Annotated in this window: 17 protein-coding genes; 8 read left to right on the top strand and 9 right to left on the bottom strand. The window is 55.1% G+C overall.

Features of this window, described 5'->3' with window-relative positions; translation table 11 throughout:
- Positions 1-27: 27 nt before the first annotated feature.
- Positions 28-963, top strand: a complete 936-nt coding sequence (ttcA, locus tag ACOTZB_RS00815; RefSeq protein WP_033145703.1) for a tRNA 2-thiocytidine(32) synthetase TtcA — start codon at positions 28-30, stop codon at positions 961-963.
- 42 nt (positions 964-1,005) lie between these two features.
- Here the strand turns inward: ttcA and dbpA are convergent, their stop codons facing one another.
- The 4 genes from dbpA to ACOTZB_RS00795 all read right to left on the bottom strand — a co-directional run bounded on the left by dbpA (position 1,006) and on the right by ACOTZB_RS00795 (position 5,144).
- Complete coding sequence (gene dbpA, locus ACOTZB_RS00810; protein WP_421626236.1) at positions 1,006-2,379, bottom strand: ATP-dependent RNA helicase DbpA; 1,374 nt, start codon at positions 2,377-2,379, stop codon at positions 1,006-1,008.
- Between the two features lie 27 nt (positions 2,380-2,406).
- Positions 2,407-2,589, bottom strand: a complete 183-nt coding sequence (locus tag ACOTZB_RS00805) for a hypothetical protein (RefSeq protein WP_071786533.1) — start codon at positions 2,587-2,589, stop codon at positions 2,407-2,409.
- Positions 2,590-2,862: 273 nt separating this feature from the next.
- Positions 2,863-3,846 (bottom strand): zinc transporter ZntB, encoded by a 984-nt coding sequence (gene zntB / locus ACOTZB_RS00800; RefSeq protein ID WP_421626235.1) that lies wholly within the window; start codon positions 3,844-3,846, stop codon positions 2,863-2,865.
- Between the two features lie 155 nt (positions 3,847-4,001).
- Positions 4,002-5,144, bottom strand: a complete 1,143-nt coding sequence (locus tag ACOTZB_RS00795; RefSeq protein ID WP_421626234.1) for a methyl-accepting chemotaxis protein — start codon at positions 5,142-5,144, stop codon at positions 4,002-4,004.
- 456 nt (positions 5,145-5,600) lie between these two features.
- Here ACOTZB_RS00795 and ACOTZB_RS00790 point away from each other — a divergent pair, with 456 nt between their 5' ends.
- The 4 genes from ACOTZB_RS00790 (at position 5,601) to ACOTZB_RS00775 (ending at position 10,051) form a co-directional block, all read left to right on the top strand.
- Entirely contained in the window at positions 5,601-7,730 is a 2,130-nt protein-coding gene (locus tag ACOTZB_RS00790) for a putative bifunctional diguanylate cyclase/phosphodiesterase (RefSeq protein WP_421626233.1), read from the top strand.
- Positions 7,731-7,822: 92 nt separating this feature from the next.
- Complete coding sequence (locus ACOTZB_RS00785; protein ID WP_421626232.1) at positions 7,823-9,055, top strand: sensor domain-containing diguanylate cyclase; 1,233 nt, start codon at positions 7,823-7,825, stop codon at positions 9,053-9,055.
- Positions 9,056-9,129: 74 nt separating this feature from the next.
- Positions 9,130-9,270 (top strand): Ecr family regulatory small membrane protein, encoded by a 141-nt coding sequence (locus tag ACOTZB_RS00780; RefSeq protein ID WP_021240268.1) that lies wholly within the window; start codon positions 9,130-9,132, stop codon positions 9,268-9,270.
- A gap of 217 nt (positions 9,271-9,487) precedes the next feature.
- The gene (locus ACOTZB_RS00775; RefSeq protein ID WP_421626231.1) at positions 9,488-10,051 is read left to right on the top strand and encodes a DJ-1/PfpI family protein; all 564 of its coding nucleotides are present in this window, start codon (positions 9,488-9,490) and stop codon (positions 10,049-10,051) included.
- A gap of 90 nt (positions 10,052-10,141) precedes the next feature.
- Here ACOTZB_RS00775 and ACOTZB_RS00770 read toward each other — a convergent pair whose 3' ends face one another.
- On the bottom strand, positions 10,142-11,758 hold the full coding sequence (locus tag ACOTZB_RS00770) for a peptide ABC transporter substrate-binding protein (RefSeq protein WP_047741805.1): 1,617 nt from the start codon (positions 11,756-11,758) through the stop codon (positions 10,142-10,144).
- A 185-nt stretch (positions 11,759-11,943) separates the two neighbouring features.
- Here ACOTZB_RS00770 and mpaA point away from each other — a divergent pair, with 185 nt between their 5' ends.
- Positions 11,944-12,657: a murein tripeptide amidase MpaA gene (gene mpaA / locus ACOTZB_RS00765; RefSeq protein WP_421626230.1), complete on the top strand. Its 714-nt coding sequence runs from the start codon at positions 11,944-11,946 to the stop codon at positions 12,655-12,657.
- Here the strand turns inward: mpaA and ycjG are convergent.
- On the bottom strand, positions 12,648-13,613 hold the full coding sequence (gene ycjG / locus ACOTZB_RS00760) for an L-Ala-D/L-Glu epimerase (protein WP_193806789.1): 966 nt from the start codon (positions 13,611-13,613) through the stop codon (positions 12,648-12,650). The two genes, mpaA and ycjG, sit on opposite strands and share 10 nt — an antisense overlap.
- 107 nt (positions 13,614-13,720) lie before the next feature.
- Here ycjG and tpx point away from each other — a divergent pair, with 107 nt between their 5' ends.
- Positions 13,721-14,227: a thiol peroxidase gene (tpx, locus tag ACOTZB_RS00755; protein ID WP_023335907.1), complete on the top strand. Its 507-nt coding sequence runs from the start codon at positions 13,721-13,723 to the stop codon at positions 14,225-14,227.
- A 275-nt stretch (positions 14,228-14,502) separates the two neighbouring features.
- Complete coding sequence (locus tag ACOTZB_RS00750; RefSeq protein ID WP_421626229.1) at positions 14,503-15,711, top strand: aldose 1-epimerase family protein; 1,209 nt, start codon at positions 14,503-14,505, stop codon at positions 15,709-15,711.
- 36 nt (positions 15,712-15,747) lie between these two features.
- Here the strand turns inward: ACOTZB_RS00750 and tyrR are convergent, their stop codons facing one another.
- The 3 genes from tyrR to ACOTZB_RS00735 all read right to left on the bottom strand — a co-directional run bounded on the left by tyrR (position 15,748) and on the right by ACOTZB_RS00735 (position 19,848).
- Entirely contained in the window at positions 15,748-17,289 is a 1,542-nt protein-coding gene (tyrR, locus tag ACOTZB_RS00745; RefSeq protein ID WP_348940865.1) for a transcriptional regulator TyrR, read from the bottom strand.
- Positions 17,290-17,401: 112 nt separating this feature from the next.
- A complete protein-coding gene (locus ACOTZB_RS00740) occupies positions 17,402-18,454 on the bottom strand; it encodes a YcjF family protein (RefSeq protein WP_045355871.1) in 1,053 nt (350 codons plus the stop codon).
- Entirely contained in the window at positions 18,451-19,848 is a 1,398-nt protein-coding gene (locus tag ACOTZB_RS00735; RefSeq protein WP_421626228.1) for a YcjX family protein, read from the bottom strand. Before ACOTZB_RS00735 ends, ACOTZB_RS00740 begins: the two co-directional genes overlap by 4 nt.
- Between the last annotated feature and the right edge of the window lie 104 nt (positions 19,849-19,952).

Raw genomic sequence — 19,952 nt, 5'->3', positions numbered from 1 at the left:
CCCTGCTGGCTCCGAAGGTAGTACTTAATGCAACAGAATCAAGAAATTAACAAAAAAGAACAATACAACCTGAATAAACTGCAAAAGCGACTGCGCCGTAACGTGGGCGAAGCCATTGCAGACTTCAACATGATTGAAGAAGGCGACCGCATCATGGTCTGCCTGTCAGGGGGTAAAGACAGCTATACCATGCTGGAGATCCTGCGTAATCTTCAGCAAAGCGCACCGGTGAAATTTTCCCTGGTGGCGGTCAACCTTGACCAGAAACAGCCGGGCTTCCCGGAGCACATTCTGCCGGAATACCTCGAGAAGCTGGGCGTTGAGTATAAAATCGTCGAAGAAAATACCTACGGCATTGTGAAAGAGAAAATCCCGGAAGGGAAAACCACCTGCTCACTCTGTTCTCGTCTGCGCCGCGGCATTCTGTATCGTACCGCGACGGAGCTGGGCGCGACCAAAATTGCGCTGGGCCATCACCGCGACGATATCCTGCAAACGCTGTTCCTCAATATGTTCTACGGCGGCAAGATGAAAGGCATGCCGCCTAAACTGATGAGCGATGACGGCAAGCACATTGTGATCCGCCCTCTCGCCTACTGCCGCGAAAAAGACATTGAGCGTTTTTCTCAGGCTAAAGGTTTCCCGATCATTCCATGTAACCTGTGCGGCTCTCAGCCGAACCTGCAGCGTCAGGTGATTGGCGACATGCTGCGCGACTGGGATAAGCGTTATCCGGGTCGTATCGAAACCATGTTCAGCGCGATGCAGAACGTTGTCCCTTCCCATCTCGCGGATGTAGAGCTGTTCGACTTTAAGGGCATCAACCACGAGTCAGAAGTTGTGAACGGCGGGGACCTGGCGTTTGATCGGGAAGATATTCCCATGCAGCCAGCGGGCTGGCAGCCGGAAGAAGATGACAATCAGTTTGAAGAGCTGCGTCTGAACGTGCTTGAAGTGAAGTAAGCGATTAGCGTCTCAGAAGGACCTTCTGAGACGCTCCATTCGTTATTTCAGCAGACGTACGCGACAGGTTTTACCCTTAATTTTCCCGTTTTGCAGCTGCTTCCATGCCTTATGGGCAACCGCCTGGCGAACCGCTACGTAGACATGCGCCGGATGGACCGCAATCTTGCCGATATCCGCCCCGTCCAGACCCACGTCCCCGGTCAGCGCCCCTAATACGTCACCTGGACGCATCTTGGCTTTTTTACCACCATCAATGCACAGCGTCGCCATTTCAGCCTCCAGCGGCACAAGGCTGACGCTGGCCGGTGCATTCATCCAGTTCAGCTTAATCTGCAGCATCTCAGAGAGAATATTGGCGCGCTGCGCCTCTTCCGGTGCGCAGAAGCTGATCGCCAGACCGCTGTTTCCCGCGCGCGCGGTACGACCAATACGGTGCACGTGCACTTCAGGGTCCCACGCCAGCTCATAGTTCACCACCAGCTCAAGGGATTTAATGTCCAGACCGCGCGCAGCGACGTCGGTTGCAACAAGAACGCGGGCGCTGCCGTTAGCGAAACGGACCAGCGTTTGATCGCGATCGCGCTGTTCCAGATCGCCATGCAGCGACAATGCGCTCTGGCCGGCGGCATTCAGGGCATCACAGACCGACTGACAGTCTTTTTTGGTATTACAGAACACCACGCAGGACGCAGGCTGATGCTGGCTCAGCAGTTTCTGCAGGAGAGGGATCTTCCCCTGCTGAGAGGTTTCAAAGAACTGCTGTTCGATAGCGGGCAACGCATCTACGCTGTCGATTTCAATAGTGAGCGGATTTTTCTGCACGCGCCCGCTGATGGCAGCGATGGCCTCCGGCCAGGTTGCGGAAAACAGCAGCGTCTGACGATCGGCCGGGGCGAAACGGATCACCTCGTCAATCGCATCGCTGAAGCCCATATCCAGCATCCTGTCTGCCTCATCCATCACCAGCGTTTGTAACGCATCCAGCGAGACGGTGCCTTTTTGCAGGTGATCCAGCAGGCGGCCGGGCGTTGCGACAATGATGTGCGGCGCATGCTGGAGTGAATCACGCTGCGCGCCGAACGGCTGTCCGCCGCAGAGGGTTAAAATCTTGGTGTTGGGCAGGAAACGCGCCAGGCGACGCAGTTCACCCGCGACCTGGTCTGCCAGTTCGCGGGTCGGGCACAGTACCAGAGACTGGGTCTGAAATAGCGCCACATCGATATGCTGCAACAGGCCAAGGCCAAATGCCGCCGTTTTCCCGCTGCCCGTTTTCGCCTGCACGCGCACGTCACGGCCCTCAAGGATGGCGGGCAACGCGGCCGCCTGAACAGGCGTCATCGTGAGGTAACCCAACTCGTTGAGGTTATCGAGTTGGGCGGCGGGCAGAACATTCAGGGTAGAAAAAGCGGTCACAGTAGTCTCTCGTGGTCATCTTTGCGGTCAGATGGCGCGTATCCTCGCAGATCTCGCGGTTCGATGCGACAATTTAATCGGTTCTTGATCTGGCGGCGGGTCGGGCATCGGCTGCGGACGCGGGATGGGATCGGGCATTGGCACCGGATCGGTGGGGACGGGATCGGATTGACGCGATTGTTGCAGTAGCAGAGCGTTCAGGATGCTCATCATTCCCTCCAGAATTTGCTGTCGTCCCTTTTAGGGTAGACGCTGAGAATCAGGAGGCAAAAAAAAGCCGACTATGAAGTCGGCGTCGTACGAATCAATTGTGCTATGCAGTAATTCAAAAAAGGAAGTAAGACAATATGGAGCGCAACGCCCATCGCTTGACGTTGCATTCACCTGCGGGAGTCATATTGCACCTTACGGGGTAGATGTTTATTGACTTCGCTCAATTAAAAGAGCGTTTTGATCCCGTTGAAAGCTGAAAAAAGCGTAAATTTACAGCCATTTACTACGATGCAACCACCATGCAACACCACCAATCAAAACAACTAACATCACGCAAAAGGCGGTAAAGCCGTAGCGATAAGCACCACCCGGAATTCCCCCCAGGTTCACGCCAAACAGCCCGGTAAGAAACGTGCTGGGTAAAAACACCATCGCCATCAGGGACATCGTATAGGTTCTTCTCGCCAGCGACTCCTGCATCACCTGCGCGATTTCGTCCGCCATCACCGCCGTTCTGGCAATACAGGAATCAATCTCGTCCAGCCCGCGCCCCAACCTGTCGGCAATATCCTGCATTCTGCGTCGCTGATCGTCATTCATCCACGTGAGCCTTTCGCTGGCAAGACGCGCGTAAACGTCGCGCTGCGGCGTCATGTAGCGGCGCATCACAATCAACTGCTTACGCAATAAGGCCAGAAAACCGCGGGGCGGGATCTGCTGATCGAGCAGGTTATCTTCCAGGTCGATGATTTTGTCGTGCAGTTCTTCAATAAATTCACTCGCATGATCGGTCAGCGCGTCACAGACGTCCACCAGCCAGCTGCCGCAGTCGACAGGCCCGGTGCCCTCTTTCAGATCGTTGACGATGTCATCCAGCGCCAGAACCTTTCGCTGGCGGGTCGACACAATGAGCCCGTCGTCCATGTATACCCGCATCGCAACCAGCTGATCCGGGCGTTCATCCGTGCTGCCGTTAATGCAGCGCAGGGTGATCAGCGTCCCGTCACCCATTCGACTCACGCGGGGCCGCAGGCTTTCACCCGCCAGCGCATCGCGCACGTTATTGGGCAAGAGCGGAGTCGAAGCAAGCCAGTCAGCGCTGTCCGGGTGGGTGTAGTTCAGATGTAGCCAGCAGGGATGCGCACTATCGATCACATCATTATCTTCCAGCGGTCGCGCACCGCCGCGACCATCCAGCACCCACGCAAAAACTGCGTCTGGAACGTTAAGTTCAGATCCTTTAATGCTTTCCACAGCGCCTCCACCTTTTTAGCTCTTTCGGTGTCAGTCTAGCTTTCATCAGGGGTTAAGCAACAACTATGTATCCCATCGCGCTGAAATCGCTCAGGAATTGTACATACCAGGCGGAGGCGTAAAAAAAGCCTGGCATGCCAGGCTTTGAGGTGCTGTCAGAGCGAGTGCTCTGGCCGCTGGAGGAAGGATGGCGAGCCGCCAGGTGATGAGGACAAGGATGACCGATCGAGCCTGAAATTACGCGTTCGGGTCTGCAGCTCAATCACCTGATTACGCAGTACATCAGACGAACCGTTGAGTTCCTCTGCCATTGCCACGTTACTTTGCGTGACCCGCTCCAGCTCCGATAGCGCCAGGGTAATCTGAGAAATGCCTTTCTCCTGCTCTGACGTAGATGCGGAAATTTCGTCCATTAAGCGGCTGACATTCCCCGACCCCGTCACGATTTCATGCATGTTTTTCTCTGCCTGCGACACAACGCTGGCTCCCTGCGTGACGTTACTGCTGGTAACTTCAATCAGCGTTTTGATATTCTTCGCGGCCTCCGCGCTGCGGTGCGCCAGGTTTCTTACCTCTTCCGCGACGACAGAAAACCCCTTGCCATGATCGCCCGCCCTTGCCGCCTCAACGGCCGCGTTGAGCGCCAGAATATTCGTCTGGAACGCAATGCCGTCAATGAGCGAAATAATCTCCGTCATCTGCTGCGCGCATTCGGTAATGGACTGCATATTGCTGGCGACCTGCCCCATCAGCTCGCCACCCTTGCGCGCCTGTAACGTCGCCACATTTGCCTGCTCGCTCGCCAGGCGGGTGTTATCGGCATTGTTTTTGGTGCTCGCGGCCATTTGCTCCATGCTGGCTGCGGTTTGCACCAAAGACGCTGACTGCTGCTCGGTTTTCACCGATAGCTGAGCGCTACGTGCCGAGAGTTGATCCGATAAGGTCATGGCGGTTTGTGATGATGCCCTGATCTCACGCACCAGCGTCGCAATATTGCCGGAAAGGCTGTTTATTCCGGGAATGAGTCTGCCCGCGCAGTTATTGCCAAATTCAGGGATAGAGACGCCAAGGTTGCCTGCGGTTACCTCTTCAATACTTTTCTTCACCGTATTGATCGGCGTCACAAGATACTTCGTCATATAGACCCAGAGCAAAAATAGCGCAACGAAATTGATGACATTAAGCGAAATAAAGAGAGACGTATTGCTGGAAAATAGAACAACGACACCTGCACTTACCAAAAAAAGAGAGAAAAGGAACCCGATAATAAAGGTCCTTACACTAATATTTTTTAGCATGATAATACCCACGTTTTATATTTTGGTCGGCACTTAGACTTATAGCATTGGCCCGGAAGTTTTTCATCGCAAACAACGCTTGTTTTTTGTTTCGCCGTTAGCATCCTGAGATTTGTCTTAAGTCAGATAAAAAGAGCGTATTAGTGAAAATGTTCTGCTCAGCATGCTGTGATACTGGTCTCCCGCCATCTTAAGCGATAGTATCGACCGCGGTGAGGCGACACGATCGCCTTCATATTTAAGGAGCTTTGCTACTGTTATTCGTTCTTGTTTAGCAATGCTTAATATATTAACAAGAGAATATATTTTATATTCTTAATAAGTTTTAGAGTATTAATATGACTGGTCATTTTTCACGATAAATAACTAATATGGTTTGAATGTGCATGTTCGTTGCCCGATAAAGATGTACCCGGCAGGCGAAATCGGTAACCCTCTCAGGCGTGGGATTGCATAATGCTCAATATATCGTGGGACCCTGTGTTAATCGCTATCTCTTATCTGGTGGCGTTTATCGCCTCCTTTGTGGCGCTGGATAGCGCCGGCAAGATCCCCCTCTCCAGCCGAAAGGCTGCCCTGTTCTGGCGCATTGCCGGTGGGGTCACGCTGGGCATTGGCATTTGGTCGATGCACTTTATCGGCATGCTGTCGATGCAAATGCCCATGATGATGAGCTACGACCTCTGGTTAACCCTTGCGTCACTGGGCGTCGCGGTGGTTGCATCGGCCACGGCACTTAATATTGCCGTCGCGGGCAAAAAACTTTCTCCCTTTCGACTGATCTTTGCCACGGCGATCCTGAGCGCTGGCGTGGTGTCGATGCACTACATCGGTATGGCGGCCCTGATGCTGGATGGCAGCATCATCTGGGATAGCCGCCTCTTGGGGTTGTCCGTGGTTATTGCCGTTGTTGCCTCCGGCACGGCGCTGTGGCTGGCTTTTCGTCTGCGGGATAAACGCAAAGGCGTTTTTATCGATCGCATTATCGCGGCTTTCGTCATGGCTGCCGCGATTTGTGCGATGCACTATACCGGCATGAGTGCCGCGCAGTTTCAGGAAATGGCGCATACCCTCCCGGGCGGGATCGGCGAGCTGGGGTTATCCATCTGGGTTTCGGTCACCACGCTCTGCCTGCTCGGGGTGATGTTAATCATCTCACTTATCGATTCCCACCGGCGCACCAGCCGGCTGACGGATAATCTGCATCAGCTCAACCGCCAGCTTGAGCTACAGGCGCGGTTTGACGCGCTCACCGGGCTCGCAAATCGCCACCAGATGGATCTCCGCATGCAGGATTGTCTGCGCAGCGCGCTGCTGAGCAAGAAACCATTTGCGGTGATTTTCCTGAACGTCGATCTCTTCAAACGCGTTAACGATACGTGGGGTCACAGCGTCGGTGATGAGCTATTGATCACGGTCGCGCAGCGCATCACGGCCCGGCTCACGCGTGAGATGACCCTGGCAAGGCTGGGTGGCGACGCCTTTATCCTGCTGGTGCCGGAATGTGACGACGACAGGCTCAACGCCCTGCTCACCGCGTTGCTCGAGGATGTGCGACGCCCTCTGTCTGTCTGCGGGCATACGTTAAGCACGACGATCAGCGCAGGCGTCAGCCTCTATCCGCAGGATGGCGAAACGCTGCATGAGCTGAAGCTCAAGGCGGATGCAGCCTTACATCGCGTCAAGGAAGATGGCCGCAACGGCTGGGCGATTTACCGTGCCGAGATGTCAACGGCGATCCCGGCGAAACCCGGTTTCCTGCAGGAGCTCTCTCAGGCGCTTGAACGCGATCAGTTTGAACTGTGGTACCAGCCAACCTGGCATGCGGGAGAAAAAACCATTCACGGTTTTGAAGCCCTTCTGCGCTGGCGGCATCCTGAGCAAGGCGTTGTGCTACCTAATCTGTTTATCCCCACGCTGGAACAGACGGGCTTAATTATTCCGGTAGGTAACTGGGCCATTGAAGCGGCATGCCGACAGCTTCATTTCTGGACTGAACAAGGTTTCAGCCAGTGGACGCTGTCGCTCAACCTATCCCCCATCCAGTTTGAACAGCCGGACATTTTCCAGATCATCTCGTCGATGCTGGAAAAATATAGCCTGTCTCCGTCCCGGCTGATCCTGGAGGTAACGGAAAGCACCGCGCTTAAAAATCTCGACCGCAGCATTGAGTTGCTCAACGCGTTTAATCACGCGGGGATCGTTGTCTCGATTGATGATTTTGGAACGGGCTATTCCAACCTTCTGATGCTGAGCGTGCTTCCGGCAAAAGAACTCAAGATCGACAGAAGCTTTGTCACGTCGATGCTGGAAAATGAAAAAAGCTACAAGCTGGTTGAAACTATTATCAGTATCGCCCGGACCATGGAGATGAATGTGGTGGCAGAAGGGATAGAAACGGAAGAACAGCAGGTGGTTCTCACCCGTCTCGGCTGCGATTACCTGCAGGGATATCTTTTCTCCCGGCCCTTACCTGCCGAACAGGTACCGTGGCTACTGCTGCAGATAAACTCAGACAAACAGATTATACCCATTAATAAAATTCAAACGGATCCCGCATTTATTTCTCAAAAAAATCATGCCTGACGGGGTTAAGTGGAGTATGTTTCAAAGGAGTGCACGCGAGTCAATTCTGTCATGATTGTCAGGCACATGTTGTCGATGAACAGGAAACGCCTATGTCGCAACCTTGTTTTGATGCGTTGAATGTAATTAAAACACCCGTGTGGCTCGTTTCACCCGTGTCGGAAAAGATCGTTTTTGCGAATGTGGCAGCAAAGCAGATCATGGGTGATAAAACGCTCAATGACCTGCGAAAAGGGATTTATTCAGCCAGTGCGCAAACCGTCCTGTCGATGTATGTATCTGAACTGAAAACAGAGCAGGAGATCGTCGAAATCTGGACAACGAACCGGGATGGACAGGATACGCCGTTAAGCTGTCGCCTCTCGCTTGCCCACTACGCGCCCTGGGGAGATGTGATTGTTTTCGAGGGCATCTCCCAACCAATACTCTCAGGATTGAAGGCCAGCCGTTCCGCCACCTACCGGCGGAAAAAACAGGGTTTTTATGCGCGCTTTTTTCTGACCAACAGCGCCCCGATGCTGCTAATCGATCCGGCCCGCGACGGTCAAATCGTCGATGCGAATCTGGCCGCGCTCAATTTTTATGGTTATTCACATGATGATATGTGCAGTAAGCATACCTGGGAAATCAATACGCTAGGGCGAGATGTGATGCCCATTATGACTGCAATTGCCGCGCTGCCCGGCGGTCATAAGCCGCTCAATTTTGTTCACCGCCTTGCCGATGGAACCACCCGCCACGTTCAGACGTATGCCGGGCCCATTGAGATTTACGGCGACAAGCTGATGCTGTGCATCATCCACGATATCACCGAGCAAAAAAGGCTGGAGCAGGAGCTGGAACATGCGGCGTTGCGTGACTCCATGACGGGACTACTCAACCGGCGCCAGTTCTACGCAATTACCGATCAAAGCAACCTGAATAAACTTCCTGCGCAGCAGCAATTTAGCCTGCTGCTGGTGGATACCGACCATTTCAAAAACATTAATGACCTGTTCGGCCATCTGAAAGGTGATGAGGTGCTTATCGCCCTTTCCCGGACGCTGGAAGCCTGTAGTCGGGAGGGCGACATGGTGTTCCGCTGGGGTGGCGAAGAGTTCGTTATCCTGCTGCCGCGCACCTCTCTCGACACCGCGTTGCAGATTGCCGAGTCAGTCCGCGCGGCCGTTGCCCGCATTACGATTACAGGCTTGCCGCGGTTCACCGTCAGCATCGGCGTAGCGCGGCACAATCAGGGTGAAAGTATTGACGAGCTGTTTAAGCGTGTGGACGATGCGCTGTATCGCGCTAAAAATGACGGACGCAATAAAGTCCTTGCTGCATGAAACTGGAGTATCCGGAAAAGCCCCGCTACAATGCCCACCTCGAATGAATTAGCGTCAGGTGGGTAAAAGCCGCAATGGGAAAAACAGAAATAATACTCACCTTAATTATTTTACTCCTTATTATATTTGGCTTCTGGTTTATTTTTAGCGGTGAGATCTGGTATCTCGTCGAGTTTCTTGAAAATAGCCTTTACCCGACCTTCGACGCACCGTAACGCACGTTTAATCGCTTGTTTCACCTACCGAATATGTCAGGTATCTGCTTCCCTTACAGCCGCGTAAAATACGCGGCGTTATCCTCCAACAACGTTGATAACGAATCACTTATTCATTTGCTTATGTTGCCCGTGCTCTGACGGGCTTTTTTATTTCCGGCAATTCAGCCACGCCAGGCTATATCTTAATCATCTTTATTGATAGAGGTGAGGAAAGATGAGCAAGAAGATCCTGATGCTGGTTGGCGATTACGCCGAAGATTACGAAACCATGGTGCCTTTTCAGGCTTTGCAGATGATTGGCCATCAGGTGGATGCGGTCTGCCCCGACAAACCGAAGGGCGATTACATCATGACGGCAATCCATGACTTTGACGGTGCCCAGACCTATAGCGAAAAGCCCGGTCACCGCTTTACCCTCAACGCCGATTTTTCCGCCGTTAAGGAGCAGGACTACGACGCGCTGCTCATCCCCGGTGGGAGAGCGCCCGAGTATCTGCGGCTAAATGAGGACGTGTTAAAGCTGGTGCAGGCATTTGACGCCGCGCGTAAGCCGATTGCTGCGGTGTGCCACGGACCACAGCTGCTTGCTGCCGCGGGCATCCTGAGAGGACGAACCTGTAGCGCCTACCCGGCCTGCGCGCCTGAAGTACGTCTCAGCGGGGGACACTACGCCGCTATCGGCATCGATCAGGCCCATGTTGACGGCAACCTGGTGACGGCTCCCGCCTGGCCCGCGCATCCGCAGTGGCTGGCGAAGTTTAATGCGCTATTAGAATAACAGAGACCCGGCATTGGGCCACGCATAGCGGATGAAACCGTACCGCGTATTGCAGACCTGGCGCATTCCCGCGCCGGGTCTCATAAAACATCAGTGCTTCTCGATATACATCGTCCGGCTATACGCCACGTCTTCCGGGTTATTAATAGGGTAGCCTTTCACCCAGGGCTTAATCAGACGACCATTGGTGTACTGGTAAATGGGCGCGATAGGCGCTTTCTCCATGAGGATTTTCTCCGCCATGTTGTAGTCCGTATTACGCGCTTTCGCCGTGGTTTCCAGCGTTGCCTGGTGGATAATTTTATCGTAGGCCGGGTCGTTGAAACGCGAGATATTACCGCTGTGGGTTGAGGTCAGCAGAGACAGGAAGGTCGACGGCTCGTTGTAATCGCCTACCCATGACGCGCGGATCACATCAAAATTGCCGGTATTACGGCTGTCGATATAGGTTTTCCACTCCTGGTTTTGCAGTTTGACGTCCACACCGAGATTTTTCTTCCACATGGACGCCACCGCAATGGCGATTTTCTGGTGGTTTTCCGAGGTGTTGTACAGCAGGGTCAACTTCAGCGGACGCTGAGGACCGTAACCTGCGGCCTGGAGCAACGTTTTCGCCTGAGCGTTCAGCTCCTGCTGGGACATCTGCTCGAACGGAGAAGGTTCAGGGGTGAAACCCGCCGTCACGTCAGGGGTGAAATGCCAGGCCGGCTTCTCGCCTGTACCTAATACCTTTTCTGCCATAATGCGGCGATCGATAGTCATGCTCAGCGCAAGACGCACCCGGGCATCGGCCGTCGGGCCCTTTTGCGTGTTAAACGCATAGTAATAGGTTCCGAGCTGAGGCGGCGTATACACCTGTCCCGGAATGTCCTTCAGGAGCTTCTGATACATGTTTTTCGGAAACGATTCGGTGATATCAATATCCCCCGCCAGATAGCGCTTAGTGGCGGACGATTCCTGATTAATCGGAATGAAAGTCACTTTTTGCAGGACAGTTTTCGCGTTGTCCCAGTAGTGCGTATTCGGCACGACAACCAGTTTTTCATTCACCACGCGGTCGTTCAGAACGTACGCGCCGTTACCCACCAGAGCGCCCGGACGCGTCCACTCTTTCCCGCTTTCAACGTTCGCTTTTTGCACCGGATAGAAGGCAAAGTTCGCCGTCAGGTTGCTAAACCACGGGAGCGGTTTGTCCAGCTGGACGCGTAAGGTTCTGGCATCCACCGCCGTCACGCCCAGGGTATCTGGCGCCGCTTTGCCATCAATAATGGCCTGCGCGTTGTTGATGCCTGCCAGCGCCGCAAACCAGGCAAACGGAGAGGTGGTTTTCGGGTCAACCAGACGCTGCCAGCTGTAGACAAAATCCTGCGCGGTGACGGGCGTACCGTCAGACCATTTCGCGTTATCGCGCAGGGTGAACGTCCAGATACGGTTATCGTTGCTCTGCCAGCGCGTCGCTACGCCCGGGGTCAGCTCCCCTTTCTCGTTCTGATTCACCAGCCCTTCGAAAAGATCGCGAATCACCTGAATCTCGGGTAATCCCACCGCTTTTGCCGGATCGAGCGAAGCCGGCTCGTCTTTAATATGCCTGACCAGCTCCTGTTTTTGCGCCAGTACCGTGCCCTGGGGCACATCAGCAGCGTACGAGAGTGTAGAGAGTCCGCACAGGTACAGTGCAGCGCAAAGACGCGAAACAGGATGCTTCATAAGATCCCCTTTGATGAATTCAGGTAACAAGCAGATGCGTAATTATTTGTTTCGAAAAAGAGAAATGCAAATACCTTACGCCTGAATAGTGATTTAAGGCAATTCTCAAGCGTTACGGAAACTATTTGATTAACAGCGAGTTTTGCACAACACTGCCAGTAGAGACTTCTTTATCAGGATTTCGTATGGCAACCACCCGACCACGCGCGGAGCGCGGCGCCTTCCCGCCGGGCGCTGAACAATATGGCCGCTCATTTTTAGGCGCATCGCTGATCTGGTTCCCGGCGCCCGATGCCGATCGCAGCAGCGGTTTGATCATTGCCGGCACGCACGGAGATGAAAACTCGTCCATCGTCACGCTTTCCTGCGCGCTGCGGACGCTGACGCCGTCATTGCGACGTCACCACGTCATTCTTGCCGTCAATCCGGACGGCTGTCAGCTTGGATTACGGGCGAATGCGAGGGGCGTTGACCTGAACCGTAATTTCCCGGCGGCAAACTGGCGCGCAGGCGAAACGGTTTATCGCTGGAACAGCTCCGCCGAGGAGCGGGACGTGGTGCTGCTGACGGGAGACAAGCCCGGCTCGGAGCCGGAAACGCAGGCGCTGTGCCAGCTTATCCATAAGATCCACCCCGCCTGGGTTGTCTCCTTCCACGATCCGCTGGCCTGTATTGAAGATCCGCGTCACTCCGACCTGGGCGCGTGGCTGGCGCAGGCTTTTGCCCTGCCGCTCGTCACCAGCGTGGGCTATGAAACACCCGGATCGTTCGGTAGCTGGTGCGCCGATTTGAGCCTGCCCTGCATCACCGCTGAATTCCCGCCAATTTCCTCCGACGAAGCCAGCGAAAAATACTTAAAAGCGATGGTGGAGCTACTGCGCTGGCAGCCTCAAAGATGAAGCACGCCGCTGGTAAAATTAAGCGCCGGTGAAACGTCAACCGCCAGCCACGTCGGGCCATCCAGATCGGCGAAACGGACCTGATTGACCAGCGGCAGCGCCGCGCCGATCGCCCGGGATGTGCAGAGCATGCATCCCAGCATCAGGGAAAAGCCCTGCGCCTGCGCTTCCGCCGCCAGGGCCAGCGCTTCTGTCAGCCCGCCGGTCTTGTCGAGCTTGATATTGACCATCTCATAGCTGCCCTTAAGCGCGCTCAAATTCTCGCGGGTATGACAGCTTTCATCCGCACAGACGGGCAGCGGATGGATAAAATTCTTCAGCGCCGCATCATCCTTCGCTGGCAGAGGCTGTTCCAGCATCGCCACGCCCAGGTCGGCCAACAGCTGGCATCGGGCGGCAAGCCCCTCGGGATGCCACGACTCGTTGGCGTCAACAATCAGCGTGGCCGAGGGAACCGCCGAGCGAATGGCGACCATCCGCTCGCTGATCAGGCGATCGTCGAGCTTCACTTTTAACAGCGTGGCCCCGGCGTCATAGAGCGCTTTTGCGCTGGCAGCCATCTGCTCCGGCTCACCAATCACGACCGTTTGCGCCGTCACGACGGACTCCGGCAGCGCCGCTCCCAGCAAGGACGTCAGCGATTGCTGGTGCCTGGCGGCCTCAAGGCTCCAGAGCGCACAGTCGATGGCATTACGCGCTGCCCCGGCGGGTAAACGCTGCTGTAACGCCTCGCGCGTGAGCCCTTTTTGCAGGTCAGGCACCAGGGTCATGATATGCGCCATCACCGACGCGACACTTTCTCCATAGCGCGGGTAAGGCGTACATTCCCCGACGCCTTTAACCCCCTCCTCTTCGATTTCAACCACGACCACGCTGGCTTCACTTCGACTGCCGCGGGAGATCACAAACGGGGTATGCAATGGCCAGGCTTCTTCATAGACCTTAACGCTTCTCATCACTGACTCCTTGCGGCCCGGAAAGGCGAAAAATTTGGTTTGCCGTGTTATCCGCTGATGGCATACACTAGCCCCGACGTTAACTATATGTAAACAGGAAGATATCTATGTCACAACTCGTTCATTTCCAGGGCAACCCGGTTGCTGTTGCAGGTTCCATTCCGCAGGCTGGCAGCAAAGCGCAGGCTTTTACTCTGGTGGCTAAAGATCTGTCTGACGTCACACTGGCTCAGTTTGCGGGTAAACGCAAAGTACTGAACATTTTCCCAAGCATTGATACCGGCGTTTGTGCCGCGTCCGTGCGTAAATTCAACCAGCTGGCGACTGAAATGGACAACACCGTTGTGCTGTGCATTTCCGCTGACCTGCCGTTTGCCCAGTCCCGTTTCTGCGGTGCCGAAGGCCTGAGCAACGTTATTACCCTCTCCACCCTGCGCAGCGCAGATTTCCTCGAGAAATACGGCGTCAGCATCGCGGAAGGCCCACTGAAAGGTCTGGCAGCACGTGCCGTACTGGTTCTGGATGAAAACGATACCGTTGTCTTCAGCGAACTGGTTAACGAAATCACCACCGAGCCGGACTACACTGCCGCGCTGGACGTGCTGAAAGCATAATAAGTACTTAGCATTCTATACAACTTAATCTCAACCTCGCCGCGGCGGGGTTTTTTATTATATTTAAGCTGAATCGTTAAAGCATAAGTGCTCACAAATCACATTAATCATGCAATAACTTAGACAATATGTGACATGAGCGTGATCAATAACGCATAATAATCGTTAAATTCCCCTATTTTCATCCCCAGTGAAGCACATCACATTTCCCTTTTTGTCTAAACATTAGATTTGCTTACGAAAGAAAATAATCGTTTCAGCAAAAAGGATAATATATGAAAATTAAATTCGCTTTTACGCTCCTTGCGGTACTGATTTCTGGTCATGCAGCGGCTAAAACCTGGGTGCTGACAAGCGCTGAAAGCAGCGTAGAGAAGGGAAACTGGAATATTTCCAGTGATGAGCTGAAAGTTAAAGATCAAACGTTCAGCATTGAGCAAAAAGTCTTACACGGTGGTAAACAGGAAGGCAGCAAAGTCATCATAATTAGCAGCAAAGATGGCCTGACGATTACCCTGAGCCCGACTCGCGGGATGAATCTTCTGCACGTAGAAGGCTTTGGCACCCGACTGGGGTGGAATTCGCCCGTTAAAGAGGTCGTTAATCCGGCATATATCAATCTTGAGAGCCGCAACGGTCTCGGCTGGCTGGATGGTTTCAACGAGATGATGGTGCGCTGTGGCTATGAGTGGACCGGGCACCCGGTCACTGCGGACGGGCAAATTTACACCCTGCACGGCAGGGCCGGAAATACGCCGGTATCGCAGGTCGAGGTTGAAATCGCCGATGCCGCCCCGCATGAGATCCGCGTTCGGGGTTTGATCAAAGAGAGCACGTTTAAAAAATCGGATCTGCAAACCATGACCGAACTGCGTTACGTTCCCGGAACCAACCAGTTCAGCCTGCATGATGTTCTGACCAACCATGCGGATTACCCTCATGATTACCAAATCATTTATCACAGCAACTTCGGCACGCCGATCCTCGAAGAAGGCGCGCGTTTCCTTGCGCCGGCGGCGAGCGTGAGCCCGTTCAATGACTACGCCAAAGCGGGCGTTAACGACTGGCAAACCTATGCCGGGCCGACAAAAGGCTTTGATGAGATGGTCTTTAACATTAAACCGCTCGCGGACAATAACCACGAAACGCTTGCAGCGGTGGTCAATAAAGCCGGAGATAAAGGCGCGTCAATCCAGTTTGATACCCGCCAGCTGCCCGTGCTGACCTTATGGAAGAACACCGACACGCTGAAGCAGGGCTACGTCACGGGCATTGAGCCAGGCACCAGCTACGCCTACCCCGTTACGATTGAGCGCGAGCAGAAGCGGGTTAAGCAGCTGCAGCCCGGTGCCAGCGCGCAGTTTGACTTGACCTATACCCTGCTGCACAGTCCGCAGCAGGTGAAAGAGGTCGAAAACAGGATTGCGTCGATTCAGGGAGAGACAAAAACAGAAATCGTTAACACGCCGATGGCGAAGGAATAACCATAAAGCAAAAAGCCTCTTTACAGAGGCTTTTTGTTATTCGTCACCTTTCTTATGATTCAATCCATACTCACGCAGCTTGTTCGCGATCGCGGTATGCGAGACGCCAAGACGTTTTGCCAGCTTGCGGGTGCTGGGATAGCTGCGGTACAGCTGCGTCAGCACGGAGCGCTCAAAACGGCTGGTGATATCATCCAGCGAACCCTCCATCGCCTCTTCGCCGACCGATACCGTCCCCGCGTCGTAATCAGGCAACAAAATATCCTGCGGACGCAGTTCATAGCCTTCCAGCTGGGTCAGCGCACGATAAACGGCGTTTTTAAGCTGGCGAATGTTGCCCGGCCAGCCGTAGCGCATGAGCACCGTGCCGAGATCGGCAGACAGCTTCGGACGCGGCACCCCCTGCTCGTCGGCAAAGCGGGCGACGAACAGTTCCGTTAGCGGCATGATGTCCTGCGGACAATCGCGCAGCGGGGGAATATTCAGCGTCAGGACGTTGAGGCGGTAATAGAGATCCTCGCGGAAGATCCCCTTTTGCACCAGCTCCACCAGATTCTTCTGGGTGGCGCAAATGACGCGCACGTCCACATGCACTTCGTGATCCTCACCGACGCGGCGGAAGGTTCCGTCGTTCAGGAAACGCAGCAGCTTAGCCTGCATACGTGGCGACATTTCGCCGATTTCGTCCAGCAGCACCGAGCCGCCGTTAGCCTGCTCGAAGAACCCTTTCTTGCCTTCCGGCGCGTGGCCAAACAGCTCGCTTTCAACGGCATCTTCCGGAATAGAGGCGCAGTTAAGTGCCAGATAAGGCTTAGTCGCACGCGGGCTCGCCAGGTGCACCGCGTGAGCCAGCAGGTCTTTCCCGGTGCCGGTGTCCCCGGTAATCAGCAGCGGCGCGGTCAGGCTTGCGAGCTTGCGCGCCTGATCAACCACATGGCGCATTTTCGGGCTGACGGCAATAATCTGGCTGAACGCGCCAACATCCTGGCTGGAAATGTTTTGCAGCTGGCGACCCATGCGTAACGTCGAGCGCAGCATGATCACCGCCCCGGTCAATACTCGGGTATTCCCTTCCCCTTTCAGATAGACCGGCGTGATCTCCATCAGGAAGTTCTGCCCGTTAATCACCACGTGCTCGCTAAGCGTGTTCTGCGGATTGCTGTCCAGCCAGCGCTGGAAGTTAAAACCGGGGATCAGCTGCGCGGCATTATGATTGCTGAGCTTCTCCTGGCTCTGCGCGAAAAGCTGGCAGCTCGCGTGGTTAACGCGCTCAACTTTGCTTTTCAAATCCAGGGAGAGGAACGGCTCAGGCATGGCTTCCAGCAGCGCGCTCAGCGCCAGGTGCTCACGCTCAGAGGGCATCCAGGGAATGGTGCGTACATCCGTAACGCCAGCGATACGGCGGATTTCCGCCATCAGGCTGCTGAAGGTATTAAATTCAATTTCGGCAAAATTGAGGTAAATTCGCCCGACAGGATCGATCTCAATGCCACGTAAATCAATGCTACGTAAAACAAGAAGATCGAGTAACTCGCGGGTCAGACCGAGACGGTCTTCACAGAAGACTTCAAGACGCATGGGAAATTCACCGTTTTAAGCCAATAACAGTAAAATGATATGTCAGAACACGGTGATCGGGAAGATGGCTGTCAACAAATATTGACAGCCAGCACGATAAGTGAACAAAACCTCACGGAGCCGGTTTTTTATTGAGCGTCTCTTTGAGCTGGCCGATCAGCTCGCGCCTGAAATCCCCCAGCCGGGGCTTATCGCCGTCAATCCACGGCAGCGGACGGCAAACTTCCATCGCTTTAATCCCCAAACGCGCCGTCAACAATCCCGCGCCGATACCCTGGGCGGCTCGAGCAGAAAGACGCGCCGCCAGATCCTGCGACATCCAGTCCATGCCCACTTCGCGCACCAGCTCACTCGCCCCGGCAAACGCGATATTGAGCAGGACCAGCTTGAACAGCCTGAGCCGACTGTAATAACCCAGCTCTATGCCGTACAGGTTCGCGATACGGTTGATCAGGCGCAGGTTACGCCAGGCGATAAAGGCCATATCGACCAGCGCCAGCGGGCTGACGGCAATCATCAGGGTGGATTCCGCCGCAGAGCGGCTAATCTCGCGCCGCGCCTGGGCATCCAGCACCGGCTGAACCATATGGGAATAAAGCGTCACTACTTCCCGGTCATTCTGGGTTTCATGGATGGCGGCATACCAGCGCTGAAGCGCCGGATGCGACTGATCGATTCCGGCCTGGCTGGCCAGCTTTTCACAGAACGCGCGGCCTTTGCCGGTGCCGTGACTATGGAGCAGATCCCGCGCTTCATCACGCTCGTGCGCGCGCTGGCGCAAACGCCAGAGCCGCCGCCACTCGGTGGCAACCGACCCGATACCCGCCCCCACAATCAGCGCGCCTGCGGCACATCCGCCCAGCGCGACCCAGTCCTGAGTTTGCCAGGCATTCATCGTCCACTGCACGCCTTGACCAACCACGCTTACGCCAAACAGCGCCAGCCCGGCGGTGACCATCCTGCGCCACAGGCTGCGCTTTGGACGCAGGGCGGCTTCCACAACCGCCTCTGCCGGACCTTCCTCAACGCCGGGCTCCTCGATCAGGGCCGGGGAAAAGTTATCAGCCTGCGTGCCGCTGAAGGTCTGCGCGGTTTTAAACGCCTCCTGAGGATCCTGCTCAAGCGTTCCGGTAAAGTCTATGCGCGGTTTTAACGGTTCCGTCATCGCAATTTATCTCCAATCAAAAACTCCAGCGCCGCATCCAGACGGATGTGTGGTAATGGCCGATCGACGCTCATTGCCTGCGGGCGGAAGGCTTCAAACTGGAAGCCCTGGTTCTGCCAGAAGGCCTGACCCGGCAGCCGCGCAGGCACTTCCCCCGGATAGACGGTAAGCGGTTCACCGTCGCTGAGCCGGTTCCCGCGTAATGCCGGTATTTTCTCGCCGTTAAGATCGATCAGCCCGCTTTGCGTTGCCTGCACGGACGCAAGCCCAAGGCAATCCATGCCGATCCCTTCGAAGGCGGCGTTTTGCCAGGCGTCCTGCACCAGCTGCTGCAGCAGCGATACCATATTGGCATGCTGGTCGACCGTGACGTGATCGGCCTTTGTGGCCGCAAAAAGCAGTTTGTCGATCACCGGAGAGAACAGACGGCGAAACAGCGTCCGCTGGCCGTAGTGAAAACTTTGCATCAGCTGCGTCAGCGCCAGGCGCATATCGTTGAAGGCCTGCGGCCCGCTGTTGAGCGGCTGCAGACAATCCACCAGCACAATCTGACGGTCAAATCGCAAGAAGTGGTTTTTATAGAATCCCTTGACCACTTTTTCACAGTAGTAATTGTAACGCTCGCGCAGCATCCCGGCGTTTGTGTGCCTGTCAGCCTGCGCCAGCTTCGACTCGCCCCCCCCATCCACATCCGGCCAGGGGAAGAACTGAAGCGCAGGCGCGCCCGCTAAATCACCCGGCAGGACAAAGCGACCCGGCTGAATGAAGTGCAACCCTTCCTGCTTGCACTGGTGCAGATACGCCGTCCAGGCTTCGGCAATGGCCGCCAGACGGTTTTCATCGGCAGGCGCAAGCGGGTCCAGGCCTTCGCACAGCTGCCGCCATTTGGCCGACCACCCGGCGCGCTGCCCCTGCAACAACCCCGTCATCTGGCGGGACCAGCTGAGGTAGTCCTGCGCCAGCATCGGCAGGTCGAGCAGCCATTCACCGGGGTAATCGACGATTTCAAGGTACAGCGTAGAAGTATCCTTGAAGTGGCGCATCAGGGATTCATTCGAGCGAAAGCGCAGCGCGAGGCGAATCTCACTCACCCCTCGCGTCGGCGTCGGCCACGTGGGCGGATCGCCGTAGAGCTGCGCCAGCCCTTCGTCATAGGTAAAGCGTGGAATACCAAAATCACGCTGAGGGACGCGCTTCACGCCCAGCAGGCGTTCTTCCCGCACCGCGCTGAGCAGCGGCAGACGCGCGCCGGCGTGCAGGTTCAGGAGCTGGTTTACCATCGCGGTGATAAACGCCGTCTTACCGCTGCGGCTAAGCCCCGTCACGGCCAGACGCAGATGGCGGTCAACGCCACGGTTCACCAGTGAATTGATTTCGTTTTTAAGTCGCTTCATCGCCGTCCTTCGTTGCCTGGAAGCCTTGAATGCATGGCTTCAGAATACAATAAATGGGGGCAGATCGTTGATTATCAATTCTTATTTATTGCTATTGCCGTTTT

Origin of the sequence: Enterobacter cloacae complex sp. SHL020 (assembly GCF_049236945.1) — a bacterium.
In the GTDB taxonomy this organism is placed as follows: domain Bacteria; phylum Pseudomonadota; class Gammaproteobacteria; order Enterobacterales; family Enterobacteriaceae; genus Enterobacter; species Enterobacter dykesii.
The sequence above is the reverse complement of the archived record's forward strand: the minus strand, read 5'-3'. Positions and strand labels throughout refer to the sequence as shown.

What these genes read in the sequence shown, in the direction of transcription:
- ACOTZB_RS00805 (WP_071786533.1), bottom strand. Translation starts at nt 2,589, where the DNA reads ATGAGCATCCTGAACGCTCTGCTACTGCAACAATCGCGTCAATCCGAT.
- ycjG (WP_193806789.1), bottom strand. Translation starts at nt 13,613, where the DNA reads ATGAGAAGCGTTAAGGTCTATGAAGAAGCCTGGCCATTGCATACCCCG.
- tyrR (WP_348940865.1), bottom strand. Translation starts at nt 17,289, where the DNA reads ATGCGTCTTGAAGTCTTCTGTGAAGACCGTCTCGGTCTGACCCGCGAG.
- mpaA (WP_421626230.1), top strand. Translation starts at nt 11,944, where the DNA reads ATGGCAACCACCCGACCACGCGCGGAGCGCGGCGCCTTCCCGCCGGGC.
- ttcA (WP_033145703.1), top strand. Translation starts at nt 28, where the DNA reads ATGCAACAGAATCAAGAAATTAACAAAAAAGAACAATACAACCTGAAT.
- ACOTZB_RS00780 (WP_021240268.1), top strand. Translation starts at nt 9,130, where the DNA reads ATGGGAAAAACAGAAATAATACTCACCTTAATTATTTTACTCCTTATT.
- ACOTZB_RS00770 (WP_047741805.1), bottom strand. Translation starts at nt 11,758, where the DNA reads ATGAAGCATCCTGTTTCGCGTCTTTGCGCTGCACTGTACCTGTGCGGA.
- ACOTZB_RS00775 (WP_421626231.1), top strand. Translation starts at nt 9,488, where the DNA reads ATGAGCAAGAAGATCCTGATGCTGGTTGGCGATTACGCCGAAGATTAC.
- tpx (WP_023335907.1), top strand. Translation starts at nt 13,721, where the DNA reads ATGTCACAACTCGTTCATTTCCAGGGCAACCCGGTTGCTGTTGCAGGT.
- ACOTZB_RS00735 (WP_421626228.1), bottom strand. Translation starts at nt 19,848, where the DNA reads ATGAAGCGACTTAAAAACGAAATCAATTCACTGGTGAACCGTGGCGTT.
- ACOTZB_RS00740 (WP_045355871.1), bottom strand. Translation starts at nt 18,454, where the DNA reads ATGACGGAACCGTTAAAACCGCGCATAGACTTTACCGGAACGCTTGAG.
- ACOTZB_RS00795 (WP_421626234.1), bottom strand. Translation starts at nt 5,144, where the DNA reads ATGCTAAAAAATATTAGTGTAAGGACCTTTATTATCGGGTTCCTTTTC.
- ACOTZB_RS00785 (WP_421626232.1), top strand. Translation starts at nt 7,823, where the DNA reads ATGTCGCAACCTTGTTTTGATGCGTTGAATGTAATTAAAACACCCGTG.
- ACOTZB_RS00790 (WP_421626233.1), top strand. Translation starts at nt 5,601, where the DNA reads ATGCTCAATATATCGTGGGACCCTGTGTTAATCGCTATCTCTTATCTG.
- ACOTZB_RS00750 (WP_421626229.1), top strand. Translation starts at nt 14,503, where the DNA reads ATGAAAATTAAATTCGCTTTTACGCTCCTTGCGGTACTGATTTCTGGT.